The organism is Streptomyces sp. NPDC043853 (genome assembly GCF_056436025.1).
Genome location: NZ_JBWKDJ010000005.1, coordinates 35,270 through 50,314, shown reverse-complemented (window position 1 = coordinate 50,314; position 15,045 = coordinate 35,270). Strand labels below are relative to the sequence as shown.

Sequence of the window (15,045 nt, the reverse complement as noted above, 5' to 3'; positions counted from 1 at the left end):
CGTGTCGGGTGCGAACATCGGCCAGAACAACGAATCCATCGACCGACGCCGCGAGTTGATGCGTCGGCAGCTCGCCGCACGCGGCATCGTCCGCCGGAAGGACCAGGGCCCGGCCGAGCCGACCCCGGTCGTGCGCGCCACCGGGCCCTCCCCCCTGTCCGCCGCGCAGCGCCGGATGTGGCTGCTCCACCAGTTGGAGCCGCAGGGCACCTCGTACAACATCAGCGTCGCCGTCCGCCTGTCCGGCGACCTCGACGTGCCGCGGTTCGTCGCAGCGCTGCGGGCCGTGAGCCGGCGTCATCACGTACTGCGCACCGTCTACCGGGCCGACGAAAACGGGAACCCGCTGCAGGTGGTCCTGCCGGATGCCGTCGTCGACGTCCCGGTCACCGACCTGACCTGGGTAAGCCCCGACATACAGGAAGCCGAGCTCGACGCGGCTGCCGCGCGCCTGGCGGCACTTCCCTTCGATCTCGCCCAGGACACCCCCGTCCGCTTCGAGGTCCTGCGGCTGGCCGCCGCCGAGCACGTCCTGGTCCTGGTCGCCCACCACATCGCGTGGGACGACGGCAGCTGGCAGGTCCTGCTGCGTGACGTCGCGGCCTCCTACCAGGGCGAGACCCTGTCCGAACTGCCCGTCCAGTACGCCGACCTGGCGCTGGCGGAGAGCCGGCGGGCCGCATGGACCGAGGCCGACCTGGACCACTGGCGGCAGGCCCTGGACGACACCCCGGCACCACTTCCGCTGCCGACCGACTTCCCGCGCAGGGCGGCGCGCGCGGAGGAGGGCGGCCGGCTCGTCCGGACCCTCCCGTCCGCCCTGCGGGACCAAGTGCACGCGCTGTGCCGGGCGGAGGGCGTCAGCCCGTTCATGGCCCTGCTCGCCGCCTTCAACACCCTGCTGCACCGGACGTCGGGGGCATCGGACGTCCTCGTCGGCTCCCCGGCCGTGCTGCGCTCCGCGGGCGGAGCCGAGGAACTCGTCGGCAACTTCGGCAACACACTCGTCCTGCGGACGACGGCCGGCCCCGGCACCACGTTCAAGGCCCTCCTCTCATCCGTTCGGAACATGTGCCTGGGGGCCTACGCCCACCAGACGGTGCCCTTCGACACCCTGGTGCAGGAGCTGCGTCCCGAACGCACCGTCGGCCACCACGTGTTCTTCGACGTGATGTTCTCCCTCCGCAGCGACGTCTGGGAGGGGTTCGACCTGCCCGGCATCCGGCTGACCGAGCGGGCCGTGCCGGGCAACGCCGCCGCCTTCGATCTGGCGGTGTCCGCCGTCCTGGACACGGCGGGCACGCTCACCCTCGACACCACCTACCGCCGGGACCTGTACTCGGAGGCAACCGTCGAACGGCTCCTGAGCCGCTTCGAACGGCTGCTGGAAGCCGCCGTGACGGCACCCGACACCCCGATCGGGGACCTCGAACTCCTCGACGGCGACGAGCTGGAGCGGGTGTTGACCACCTGGGGCGCCGACCACCGGCCGCTCCCCTCCCTCACCATCCCCGAGCTGTTCGCCGAGCAGGTGCGCAAGACGCCCGAGGCGACGGCGCTGATCTGGGAGTCGGAAGGGACAGGAGGGGCGGTAGGAGTCGAGCACCGTCTGACGTACGCCCAGCTGGACGAGCGGTCCGACGCCCTGGCCGGCGAACTCGCCGCCCTCGGCGCCGGACCCGAGCGGGTCGTGGCCGTCGCCCTGCCCCGCACCGGAGAGTTCCTCGTCGCCGCCCTCGCCGTGATGAAGGCAGGTGCGGCCTACCTTCCGGTGGACCCCGAGTACCCGGCGGACCGGATCGCCCTGATGCTGGAGGACGCCCGGCCCACCCTGCTGGTCACCGACACCGCCAACTCCGGCCGTCTGCCTTCCGACCCGTCCGTCCGGGTCCTTGTGGACGACCTTTCCCGGCCCAGCCTGGGCCGCACGGCGGAGCTGCCGCCGTCGACACCCGCGCAGGCCGCCTACCTGATCTATACCTCGGGCTCCACAGGCCGGCCCAAGGGCGTGGTCGTCACCCACCTGGGCATCCCCAGTCTTGTGTCCACCATGGCCGAGGGCTTCGGTGCCGGGCCGGACAGCTGCGTCCTGCAGTTCGCCTCGTTCAGCTTCGACACCTCGGTGTGGGAGTGGACCATGGCCCTGCTCACCGGCGGCACGCTGGCCATCGTGCCCACCGACAAGCGCCTCGGGCCCCCGCTCGCCGACTTCTGCGCGCGGCACGGCGTCACCCACCTGACCCTGCCGCCCGGTGTCCTGGCGACCCTCCCCGACGAGCACGCGCTTCCGGCCGGGGCCACGCTGATGGTCGCCGGCGAGGCATGTCCGGCCGAGCTGATGCGCCGCTGGTCCGCCACCACGCGCATGTTCAACTCCTACGGCCCCACCGAGACCACGGTCGACGCCACGCTGTGGGCCTGCACCCCGGAACACGAGGGGACCGTGGTCCCGATCGGCACGCCCGTGCACAACACCGCGGTCCGTCTCCTGGACGACCGGCTCCACCCCGTGCCCCCGGGCACGCCCGGTGAGCTGTACGTCGCCGGTGACGGTCTGGCCCGCGGCTACCTCGGCCGCCCGGGACTCACCTCGGAGCGGTTCGTCGCGGACCCGTTCGGTGCATCCGGCAGCCGCATGTACCGCACGGGCGACCTCGCCCGGTGGACCGCGGAAGGCGTCCTGGAGTACCTGGGGCGGGTCGACCACCAGGTCAAGATCCGTGGCTTCCGCATCGAGCCCGGCGAGATCGAGCAGCTCCTGCGCCGTGCCGACGGCATAGCCCAGGCCGCGGTCATCGCCCGCGAGGACACCCCAGGTGACCTCCGGCTCGTCGCCTACGTGGTCGGCGCCGAAGGCGCCCCGGAGCCGCATGGGGAGACCCTGCTCGAACAGCTCGCCTCGGTCCTGCCCGCGCACATGGTCCCCGCGGCCATCGTGCCCCTGGAGAAGCTGCCGCTCACGAGCAACAACAAGCTCGACCGCCGGGCGCTGCCCGCTCCGGTGTACGGCAGCGGCGCTCACCGGGAGCCGGCCACGGCGGCCGAGGCCACGCTGTGCGCCCTCTTCTCCGACGTGCTGGAGACACCGGCCGGCCCGGACGACGACTTCTTCCTGCTGGGCGGGCACTCCATGCTCGCGGCCCGGCTCATGACGCGCATCGAGGCGGAGTTCGGCATCCGGCCGGCCCTGCGCGCCCTGTTCGACACCCGCACTCCCGCGGCACTCGCCCGGCTGCTCGACGGGGCCAGGGCCACGGCGTCGGGTCCGCGCCCGGCGCTGACCGCCGGAACGGCCGGTGACGGGCCGCTGCTGCCGCTGTCGTTCTCGCAGCAGCGCCTGTGGCTCCTGCACCAGCTGGAGGAGCCCGGCCCCGCCTACAACATCCCGACCGCGCTGCGGATCAGCGGCCCGCTGGACCACGGCGCGCTCGCCGCCGCCGTGGCGGACGTCGCCTCGCGGCACGAAACCCTGCGCACCGTCTTCCGTACAGCTGAGGACAGGCCGTACCAGAGGGTGCTGGAGCCGGATCAGGGTCCGCGCCTTGAGGTAAGCCGCCCGGCACCGGACGCGGTGGACCACGCCCTCGCCGAGGCCGCCGCGCACGTCTTCGACCTGGCCCAAGAGCCTCCGCTCCGGGTCACCCTGTTCGCGTGCGGACCCGAGGAGCACGTGCTGCTCCTCCTGCTCCACCACATCGCCGGCGACGGGCAGTCCCTCCCGGTCCTGGTCGGCGACCTGGCCGCGGCCTACCGGGCCCGGCTGGGCGGCGAGGCCCCGGTGTGGGAGCCGCTCCCCGTGCGGTTCGCCGATTTCGCCGTCTGGCAGCGCGAGCTGCTCGGGGACGCCTCCGATCCCGGCAGTCTCACGGCCCTCCAGTCCGCGTACTGGAAGGAGGCCCTGGACGGGGCGCCGGACGAGCTGCGCCTGCCCACGGACCGGCCCCGTCCGGCCGAGTCCACCAACCGTGGCGGCATGGTCCGGTTCAGTGTCGGGGCCGAGCTCGCGCAGCAGGTCCGTACCCTCGCCGCCGACCTGGGGATCACCCCCTTCATGGTCTACCAGGCCGCTGTCGCCGCCCTGCTGACCCGCCTCGGGGCGGGTGAGGACATCCCCGTCGGCACCCCCGTGGCGGGGCGTTCCGAGGAGGAACTGGACGGGGTCGTCGGCTTCTTCGTCAACACCCTGGTCCTGCGCACCGACACCTCCGGCGATCCGTCGTTCGAGACCCTGCTCCACCGCGTCCGCGACACCGCGGTCTCCGCGTTCGAGCACCAGGACCTGCCGTTCGAGCGGCTGGTGGAGATCCTCAACCCGCCCCGCTCGACGGCCCGTCACCCGCTGTTCCAGGTGATGGTGGTGCACCAGTCCGGGACCGCCTCGAAGCTTCCGGTGCCCGGGCTCCGGTCCCGGCCCGAGGTCGTTTCCGCCGGCACCTCCACCTTCGACCTGAGCCTCACCTTCATCGAGGGTTTCGACCCCGATGCCGAGCCCGGCAGCGTAGGCGGCTTCGCCGAGTACAGCGCCGATCTGTTCGACCCGGACACGGTGGAGCGGCTGGCCGGCCGGCTGCTGCGGCTGCTGGCCGCCGCCGTGGCCCGCCCGGACCTCCCGGTCTCGGCACACGAGGTCCTGACCGACGCGGAGCGCGAGGTGCTGCTCGCCGCGCCGGTGCCCGCCCCCGCCGCTCCCCCGCTGCACGAGGCGTTCGCGACGCAGGTACGCCGTACGCCGGATGCCGTGGCGCTGGTGCTCGGCGGCGGCTCGGAGTCGCCCGAGCGGCTCACCTACGCCGAGCTCGACTCCCGCGTCGACCGGATCGCCGGTCTCGCCGCCGCGCACGGTGCCGGTCCCGACCGGCTGGTGGCCCTCGCCCTGCCGCGGCACGAGATGGTGCCCGCGCTGCTCGGTGTCCTGCGCTCCGGGGCGGCCTTCCTGCCTCTCGACCCCCACTACCCCGTCGAGCGGCTCGCGCAGACCCTGGAGGACGCCCGCCCCGTCTGCCTGCTGACCACCGGCGTCCTCGCTGCGGCGATGCCCGCGGATCCGGGCCTGCCCGTGGTCCTCGTGGACTCGGACGCCCCCGTGCCCGCAACGGGTGCCGCCGCGGCCCAGGCCGGACCCGCCGACATGGCGTACGTCATCTACACGTCCGGCTCGACCGGCCGCCCCAAGGGCGTGGTCGTCACCCACGCCAACCTGGCCAACCTGTACGCGGCCCACACCTCGACCCTGTTCCCGGCGGAGGTCCCCGAGGCCGGCGGCCGACGGCTGCGGGTGGGGCACATCGCCTCGTTCGCCTTCGACGCCTCCCTGGACCCGGTCGTCCTCATGGTCGGCGGCCACGAGCTGCACGTCCTGGACGAGCTCACCTACCCCGACGCCGAGGCGGTGGCCGCCTACGTAGACCGCGAGCGGATCGACTACCTCGACCTCACGCCCGCGCACCTCCAACAGCTCATCAAGCACGGCCTGCTCGACGAGGGCCGCCACCGGCCGGTCCTGCTCGGCCCCGGCGCCGACGCCATGCCCGACGCGCTCTGGCGGGAGCTCGGCACGCATCCCGCGGTCACCGCGTACAACTTCTACGGCCCGACCGAGTGCACCGTCGACTCGGTGGTCGCCCCCGTCACGGGCGAGGGCTCCCCGCGCATCGGCCGCCCCATCCGCGGCGCGACGGCCTACGTCCTCGACGACCGGCTCCGCCCGGTCCCTCCGGGCGTGACCGGCGAGCTCTACCTCGCGGGCGCCGGCCTGGCCCGCGGCTACCTGGGCCGGCCGGCCCTGACCGCCGAACGCTTCACCGCGGACCCCTACGGCGCGCCCGGTACCCGGATGTACCGCACGGGCGACCTCGCCCGGTGGACGGGCGACGGCGAGCTGGAGTGCCTGGGCCGGGCAGACCACCAGGTGAAGATCCGCGGGTTCCGCATCGAACCGGGCGAGATCGAGGCGGTGCTCGGCCGCCACGAGGGCGTGGCCGAGGTCGCGGTGATCGCCCGCGACGACCTGCCCGGTTCCCGCCGCCTGGTCGCGTACGTCGTGCCGTCCGCCGGCCACGAGGCCGACCCGGACGGCTGGCGCGCCCACGCCGCGGCCTTGCTGCCGGACCACATGGTGCCCTCGCTGTGGGTCGCGATGGACAGGCTTCCGCAGTCCTCCAACCGCAAGCTTGACCGGGCCGCGCTGCCGCTTCCCGTCCTGCCCGAGCAGGGCGCGGGCCGGGCCCCGGCCACCGCGGCGGAACAGCTGTTCTGCGACCTGTTCTCCACCCTCCTGGGTCAGGAACGCACGGACGCCGACAGCAACTTCTTCGAGCTGGGCGGCGACAGCATCATCTCCCTCCAGCTGGTGAGCCGGGCCCGCGCGGCCGGATGGTCGATCGGCCCCCGGGAGGTGTTCCGGTACCAGACCCCGGCCGCACTGGCGGCGGTCGCCAAGCCGCTCGACGCCGCACCGGACCGGCCGGCGGACCACGGCACGGGCCGGGTGGCCGAGACCCCGATCACCGCATGGCTCCGCGAGCTCGCGGCATCGGCGGGATCCCGCGTCACCGTCGACGGCTACAGCCAGGGCATGACGCTGGCCACTCCGCCCGGGCTGTCCCGCGAGGCGCTGACCTCGGTCCTGCAGGCCGTGCTGGACGCCCATCCCGCGCTGCGGGCCCACCTGGTGACCGCCGAGGACGGCAGCTGGGAGCTGGACGCCCCGGCCCCGGGCGCCGTACGGGCCGAGAGCGTCCTGCGGATCGCCGAGGGAAGCCTGCACGACGAGGCCACAGCCGCCCGGGACCGACTGCACCCCGAGTCCGGGGTCATGCTCCAGGCCGTCTGGGAGCCCGCCCCGGCCGGCACTCAGGGACGGCTGGTGCTGGTGGTGCACCACCTGGTCGTCGACGGCGTGTCCTGGCGCATCCTGTGCGGTGACCTCGACGCCGCCTGGCGCGGCACGGAGATCGATGCCGAGAGCACCTCGCTGCGCGCTTGGAGCAGGCTGCTGCGCGACTACGCACGGAGCACGCCGACGGTGGCGCAGCTGGACGACTGGCGTACGGCGCTGGACGGCACCCGGGGGACGGCCCTCGCGGCCGCCCTGGATCCGGCCCGGGACACGGCCGGCTCGGTCGCCCGCCACACCGTGACCGTGGCCGCGCAGGAGACCGAAGCCCTGCTCACCAGCGTTCCCGCCGCCTTCCACGCGAACACCGAGGACGTGCTCCTGACGGCCCTGGCGCTGGCGGTCGCGGAACACCGGCGCGGCACGACGGGCTCCCCGGCGGGCTCCCCGACGGGCGACCGGGCCCTGAGCCTCCAGCTCGAAGGCCACGGGCGTGAGGACGTCCCCGGCGCGGAGACGGATCTCTCGCGCACGGTGGGCTGGTTCACCTCCGTCCACCCCGTGCGGATCGACCCCGGCGCCGTCGACCTGGCCGAGGCCCGGGCCGGCGGGCCGGCCGCGGGACAGGCGCTGAAGAGCGTCAAGGAGCAGCTGCGGTCAGCCCCCGACGGCGGGCTCGGGTTCGGGGCCCTGCGCTACCTCAACCCGGAGACGGCCGGCTCACTGGCGGCCCTGCCCGTTCCGGAAGTGGCCTTCAACTACCTGGGCCGGTTCGGCGCCGGCCAGGAGACGGAGGCGTGGCAGCCCGTGGCCGGGGACGACGCCCTCTTCCACGGTGTCGACCCCGCGCTGCCGCTGGCCCATGCCCTGGAGATCGACGCCCATGTGGCGCCCGGTCCCGACGGTGCCCGGCTGACGGCCACCTGGTCGTACGCCCCGGGCGCCCTGCCCGCGGCCCATGTGGAGGGACTCGCGGACACGTGGCTCGCGTACCTGCGGGCGCTGGCACTCCACACCACCGCGGCCGATTCGGGCGGCTGGACGCCTTCCGACCTTTCCCTGATCTCGCTCACGCAGGACGAGATCGACGACTTCGAGGCCGACTGGAGGCTTTCGTGACTGCCCGTTCCAAGCTGGAGGACATCCTCCCGCTGACCCCGCTCCAAGAGGGCCTGTTGTTCCGGGCGGAGCTCGACAGCACCGGACTCGACGTGTACGCGGGGCACCTGCGGCTCGACCTGCGCGGGCCGGTGGACGGCCCGCGCCTGCGGGATGCCGCTCAGCGCCTGCTGGACCGGCGGCCGGGGCTGCGCGCCGCCTTCCGCCGGAACCGGCAGGGCAAGGCGGCCGCGCTCATACCCTCCGGGGCGGACGTCCCCTGGAGCTCCGACGACCTGTCGGGGCTGTCCCCGGCGGACCGCGAGCGGGAGACCGAGCGGCTGACGCTCCTCGACACGGAGCGGGGGTTCGACCTGGGCCGGCCTCCGCTGATCCGGTTCAGGCTGCTGAAGCTCGGCGACGGCTTGCACCGGCTGGTGGTCACCAACCACCACATGATCCTCGACGGCTGGTCGCAGCCCCTGCTGGTCCAGGAGCTGTTCGCCCTCTACGCGGGGGCGAGCGGCCCGGCGCTGCCGCCTCCGGTGCCGCCGAGGGTGTACCTCGACTGGCTGGCCTCCCAGGACCGGCAGGCCGCCACCGCCGCGTGGACCGCCTCGCTGGAGGGCTTCGACAGCCCGACGCTGGTGGCTCCGGGCGCCGGCGACTCGGTCGCCGCCCGCCCGCGGAAGGTCGTCGTCGAACTCTCCGAGGACCTCACGTCGGCCATGGCGGCGACCGCGCGTTCCCGCGGCCTGACCCTCGGCACCGTCGTCCAGGGCGCCTGGGCCCTCGCGCTGGCCCGCACGCTGGGGCGCACCGACGTCGTCTTCGGCGGCATCGTGTCCGGCCGGCCGGCCGACCTGCCCGGCGTCGAGTCGATGATCGGCGTGTTCGTCAACACCGTGCCCGTACGGGCCGTACTGCCTCCGGCCGAGCCGTTCGCGGCCGCGCTGGCGCGGCTGCAGGCCGAGCAGTCCGACCTGGTCCCGCACCAGCACATGGGTCTGGCGGAGATCCAGCGGGCGGCCGGCGGCCGGGACCTGTTCGACACCCTCGCCGTGGTGGAGAACTACCCGTTCGACCCCGACTCCATGGCCGAACTCGCCCCCGGGCTGCGGATGACGGACGCGGGCGGCGACGAAGGGGTGCACTACCCCCTCGCCCTGACCGCACTGCCCGGCAGGCGGCTGCGGCTGGAGCTCGGCTACCGTCCCGACGCCCTGGACGAGGAGCGGGTACGGCAGGTCGCGGACCGGCTGCGGAGGGCCTTCGAGGCCTTCACGGCCACTCCGGACCTCCCCCTCGGGCGGCTCGACCTGCTCGGAGCCGGGGAAGCGGCCAAGCTCACCACGGCCCACACCCGGCACCCGGTACCGGACACCACGCTGACGGCGCTCCTGACCGAGCAGTGCGCCCGTACGCCGCAGGCATCGGCCGTCGTGTTCGAGGACGCCCAGCTGACCTACGCCGAACTCGACGCCCGTGCCACGCAGCTGGCCTCCCGGCTGGCCCGGCTCGGTGCCGGTCCCGGCCGGGTGGTGGCGGTGGCCCTGCCGCGGTCCGCCGAGCTGGTCGTGGCCCTGAACGCGGTCCTCCGCGCCGGTGCCGCGTACCTGCCGCTGGACCCCGGCTATCCGGCCGACCGGCTCGCGTTCATGCTCGCCGACGCTGCCCCGGTCGCGCTGGTGACCGACACCTCGACCGGCACGCACCTGCCGCATGACGCGTCCGTCCCCGTGGTGGCCGTGGATGCTCCCGAGGCTTCCGCCGACGGTGACGCCACGACGGCGGTGCTCCGGTCCGCCGCCCCGAGCGACCCGGCCTACGTGATCTACACGTCCGGCTCCACCGGCCGTCCCAAGGGCGTGGTGGTCCCGCACTCGGCGATCGTCAACCGCCTCCTGTGGACGCAGGGCGAGTACGGGCTCAGCCCCGCCGACCGCGTGCTGCAGAAGACCCCCTCCAGCTTCGACGTCTCGGTGTGGGAGTTCTTCTGGCCGCTGATCACGGGGGCCACCCTGGTGGTGGCCCGTCCGCAGGGGCACCTCGACCCGCAGTACCTCGCCCGGCTGATCCGTGAGCGGGGCGTCACCACGGCCCACTTCGTTCCGTCGATGCTGCGCGCCTTCCTCGCCGAGCCCGAGGCGGCCGGCTGCACCGGTCTCACCCGCGTGCTGTGCAGCGGTGAGGCCCTCGCCCCCGATCTGGTGGGGTCCTTCCACGGGCTCTACGCCGGCGAGGTGGAGCTGCACAACCTGTACGGCCCGACCGAGGCCGCGGTCGACGTCACGTACCGGGCGTGCCCGCCCGAGGACGCGGACCGCGACACCGTGCCCATCGGCCGGCCGGTGTGGAACACGTCGGTGTACGTACTGGACGCGGGCCTGCGCCCGGTCCCCCCGGGCGTGCCCGGCGAGCTGTACCTGGCGGGGCCGCAGCTGGCCCACGGCTACCTGGGGCGGCCCGCGCTCACCGCGGAGCGGTTCACGGCCGACCCGTACGGCCCGGCCGGCAGCCGCATGTACCGCACCGGCGACCTGGCACGGCTGGGCACCGACGGAGTCGTCGAGTACCTGGGCCGCACCGACGACCAGGTCAAGATCCGCGGATTCCGCATCGAGCCCGGTGAGATCGAGGCCGCCCTCGCGGCGCAGCCCGGCGTCCGGGAGGCCGCGGTGGTGGCCCGGCGGGACCTGGGCGCGGTCGGTGACCCCGTGCTCGTCGCCTACGTCGCCGGCACCGCGCCCGAACCGGCGCCGCTGCGCCGCGCGCTCGCCTCCACGCTGCCCGAGCACTACGTGCCGGCCGCCTTCGTGGTGCTGGACGCCCTGCCGCTGACGCCGAGCGGCAAGCTCGACCGGCGGGCCCTGCCCGCTCCGGACCTCGGCGCCGCGGCGGGCACCGGCCGTCGGCCCCGCACCCCTGCCGAGGAGATGCTCTGCGACCTGTTCGCGGAGGTCCTGGGGGTGCCCGAGGTCGGTATCGACGACAACTTCTTCGACCTGGGCGGGCACTCCCTGCTCGCCACCCGCCTCGCCAGCAGGGTCCGGTCCACCCTCGGGGTGGAACTCGCGCTGCGGACGCTCTTCGACGCTCCCACCGTGGCGGCGCTGGCCCAGCGTCTCACCAGCGGAGATGTGCGGCCGCCGCTCCGTGCGGGGGTTCGTCCCGACCCGCTGCCGCTGTCCTTCGCGCAGAGCCGGATGTGGTTCCAGTACTGCCTCGAAGGTCCGCACCCCGCCTACAACATGGCGTTCGCGGCCCGGCTGGACGGCGGCCTCGACCCCGAAGCGATGCGTGAGGCCCTCGGCGATCTGACGGACCGGCACGAGACCCTGCGGACGCTGCTCACGGACCGGGACGGCACCCCCCGGCAGGTGATCCTGCCCGCCGGATCGGCACGGCCGGCGATGCCGGTCACTCCCGCCACGGAGACGGAGCTGGCCGGACTGCTGGCCGCTGCCGCCGCGCGACCGTTCCGCATCGACGAAGAGCCGCCCTTCACGGCCGAGTTGTTCGCCGTGGAACAGGAGCAGCACGTGCTGCTGCTGGTGCTGCACCACGTCGCCGCCGACGGCTGGTCGGCGCTTCCGCTCCTTCAGGACCTCGCGGACGCCTACCTGGCGCGCACCCGGGACGAGCTTCCCGCGTTCGCGCCGCTCCCCGTCGGGTACGCGGACCACGCCGTCTGGCAGCGCGGGCTGCTGGGCGAGGAGTCCGATCCGGAAAGCCTGCTGAGCAGCCAGGTCGCCTTCTGGCGAAAGGCCCTCGACGGCCTGCCCGAGGAGCTTCCGCTGCCCACCGACCGGCCCCGGGCCGCCTCCCCCAGCCTGCGTGGTGCCACGGTCGAGGCCGAGGTGTCCGCCGATCTGCACGTGAAGCTCCGGGCGCTGGCGCGGCGCTGCGATGCCAGTGTCTTCATGGTCCTGCACGCCGCGCTCGGCGTGCTGCTGACCCGGCTCGGTGCCGGCACCGACATTCCTGTCGGCACGCCCGTCGCCGGACGGGGGGACGACGCCGTGGACGAGGTGGTCGGGTTCTTCGCCAACACGCTGGTGCTGCGCACCGACACCTCGGGCGACCCCACCTTCCGCGAGCTGGTGGCCAGGGTCCGCGAGACCGATCTGGCCGCCTACGCCCACCAGGACGTCCCGTTCGAGCGACTGGTGGAGCTGCTCAACCCGGCCCGTTCCATGGCCCGGCACCCGCTGTTCCAGGTCATGCTCAGCCACCAGGCCCGGCCGGCGATGGACCTGGCCTTCGGCGGACTCTCCGTGGCCCAGGAGCCGGTGGAGATGGGGACCTCCAAGTTCGACCTGGCCTTCGAGATCGTCGAGGAGCACGGCCGGGACGGCATGACCCTGGGCGTGGAGTACAGCACGGACCTCTTCGACCGGGCCACGGCCGCCAATATGACCACCCGGTTCCTGCGGGTCCTGGAGGCGGTCGCCCAGGCCCCGGAGCGGCCCATCAGCAGTCTGGAACTCCTGGCGGCCGAAGAACGCCATCAGGTGCTCGTCGACTGGAAGGGCGACCGTGTGGACGCGCCCCTGTCCACGCTGACGGAACTCTTCGAGGCCCAGGTCCGGGCCACGCCGGACGCGACGGCCCTGGTGTGCGGGGACGTCTCGTACACGTTCGCCGAGCTCGACCGGCGTACCGCCCGCCTGGCCGGCCTGCTGCGGGCCAAGGGCGTCGGACCGGAGCGGATGGTGGCCCTGCTGCTGCCGCGTACGGCCGACACGGTGGTCGCCCTGCTGTCCGTGATGCGGGCGGGCGGCGCCTACGTGCCGATCGACCCCGGCTACCCGGCCGGACGCATCGCGCACATTCTCGGCGACGCCCGGCCCACCCTTCTGATCACCACCGGCTCTCTGGCCGCGCTCGCCTCGGACGGCGCCCCGGTCGAGTCCGTCCTCCTGGACTCCCCCGAGATCCAGGAGCGGCTTGCCGAGTCGGCCGGCACCCCGGAGGCGGGGGACCTGCCTCGCCCGCGGGCGGGCCACCCGGCGTACGTCATCTACACATCGGGATCCACGGGCCTGCCCAAGGGCGTGGTCGTGGAGCACCGCAGCATCGCGAACCTCTTCCACAGTCATCGTGAACTGCTCTACCGTCCGACGGTCGAGGCGGCCGGGGGCCGGAGTCTCCGTGTGGCCCACGGCTGGTCGTTCGCCTTCGACGCGTCCTGGCAGCCGCAGCTGTGGATGCTGGACGGTCACGCCCTGCACATCGTCACCGAGGACACGCTCCGGGATCCCGACCTGCTCGTCGGCTTCATCGGCGAGCACCGGATCGACTTCATCGAGGTCACCCCGTCCCACGCCATGCAGTTGGCCGGCGCCGGACTGATCCGGGAGGGGCGCAGCTCCTTGCTCGCGCTCGGCGTGGGCGGTGAGGCCGTGCCCTCCCCGCTCTGGCGGGACATGCGCGGTCTGGCGAACACCGCCGGGTTCAATCTCTACGGACCCACCGAGTGCACCGTCGACGCGCTGGCCGCCCGCGTCTGTGACGGGGAGCGCCCGCTGGTGGGCCGGCCGACCGCGAACACGGCCGCGTACGTGCTCGACGGACGGCTCCAGCCCGTGCCGGCCGGAGTGATCGGTGAGCTGTACCTGTCCGGAGCGGGCCTGGCCCGTGGCTACCTGGACCGGCCGTCGCTCACGGCCGAGAGGTTCGTGGCCGACCCGTTCGGCGCTCCCGGCACGCGCATGTACCGCACGGGCGACCTGGTGCGCTGGATGCCGGACGGGAAGATCGACTACCTCGGCCGCACCGACGACCAGGTCAAGATCCGCGGATTCCGCATCGAGCTCGGCGAGATCACGGCGGCTCTGGCCTCGGACCCGTCTGTGCTGCAGGCCGCGGTGGACGTCCGCGAGGACGACGTGCGGGGCAAGTACGTCGTCGGCTACGTGGTACCGGCGGCGGGCTCCCCGTTCGACCCGGCCGCGCTGCGCAAGCAGCTCACCCGGATGCTGCCCGACTACATGGTGCCGTCGGTCTACGTCGAGCTGGACGCCCTCCCGCTGACCGACCACGGCAAGCTCGACCGGCGTGCCCTGCCGGCACCGCCGCCCGCGCAGGTACGGGCCGGGCGCGGACCCCGCGACGTCCTGGAGGCACAGGTCTGCGAGATCTTCGCCGACCTCCTCGACCTCGCGGAAGCCGGCCCGGAGGACGACTTCTTCGCCCTCGGCGGACACTCCATGCTCCTGATGCGGCTGCGCGACCGGATCCAGCGCGCCACCGGCCGCCAGGTCGCCGTGGCCGACCTCTTCCGTCACACGACACCGGCGGCACTGGCCGGACTGCTGCGCGACGCCGCCGGGTCGGCGTCGGGACTGGACGTGCTCTTCACCCTCCGTCCCGGACCCGGCGCCGACGCGGAGGCTCCCGCGCCGCTGTGGTGTCCGGCGCCCGCGACCGGACTCGGATGGCGGTATGCGGCCCTCCTCGCCCATGTGCCGGCCGACGTCGCCGTGCACGCCCTCCAGGCACCCAACCTGTCGGGAGGCCCCGCACCGGCGTCCCTGGACCAGCTGGTCGACGCGCACCTGGCCGAGCTGACCCGAGTACAGCCGAGCGGTCCCTACCGCCTGCTCGGCTGGTCGCTGGGCGGCGTCATCGCCCACGCCCTGGCCTGCCGACTGCAGGAGCGCGGTGAGGAGGTGTCTCTGCTCGCGCTGCTCGACGCCTACCCGGGCGGCGGCGAGGGTACGGAAGCGGAGACGGACGCCCACGCTGCGGCGGCGATCGCCTCCGCCGTGGAGGGGCTCGATCTCCCGGAGAACACGATCGCCGCGATGCGGGCCAACTACCGTGCATCGGACCAGCTGCCGGCCGGCTTCATGCCGGGACGCTACCGGGGGACGCTCCTTCACTTCCGTGCCGGGAACGCCCCGTACGAGGCTGCCCAGTGGGCCGCGTACACGGACGGCGAGGTGGAGGTACACACGGTGGCCGAGGACCACGACGGGGTCCTCGACACCGCCGCGGTCCGGTCGATCGCGGAGGTACTGCGCCCGTACCTGCAGGCGGGCGAGTAGTCGGCCGCGGAAACGAGAGCTGCCGCCCACACCCTGGGGTGTGGGCGGCAGCGCCGTTCC

General features: G+C 73.8%; 2 protein-coding genes. Both read left to right on the top strand.

Features of this window, described 5'->3' with window-relative positions; all coding sequences use genetic code 11:
• Nucleotide 1: 1 nt before the first annotated feature.
• On the top strand, nt 2-7,954 hold the full coding sequence (locus AC067U_RS15260; RefSeq protein ID WP_478830163.1) for an amino acid adenylation domain-containing protein: 7,953 nt from the start codon (nt 2-4) through the stop codon (nt 7,952-7,954).
• Entirely contained in the window at nt 7,951-14,985 is a 7,035-nt protein-coding gene (locus AC067U_RS15255; RefSeq protein ID WP_478830162.1) for an amino acid adenylation domain-containing protein, read from the top strand. The genes AC067U_RS15260 and AC067U_RS15255 overlap by 4 nt, the downstream gene beginning before the upstream one ends.
• Nucleotides 14,986-15,045 lie beyond the last annotated feature (60 nt).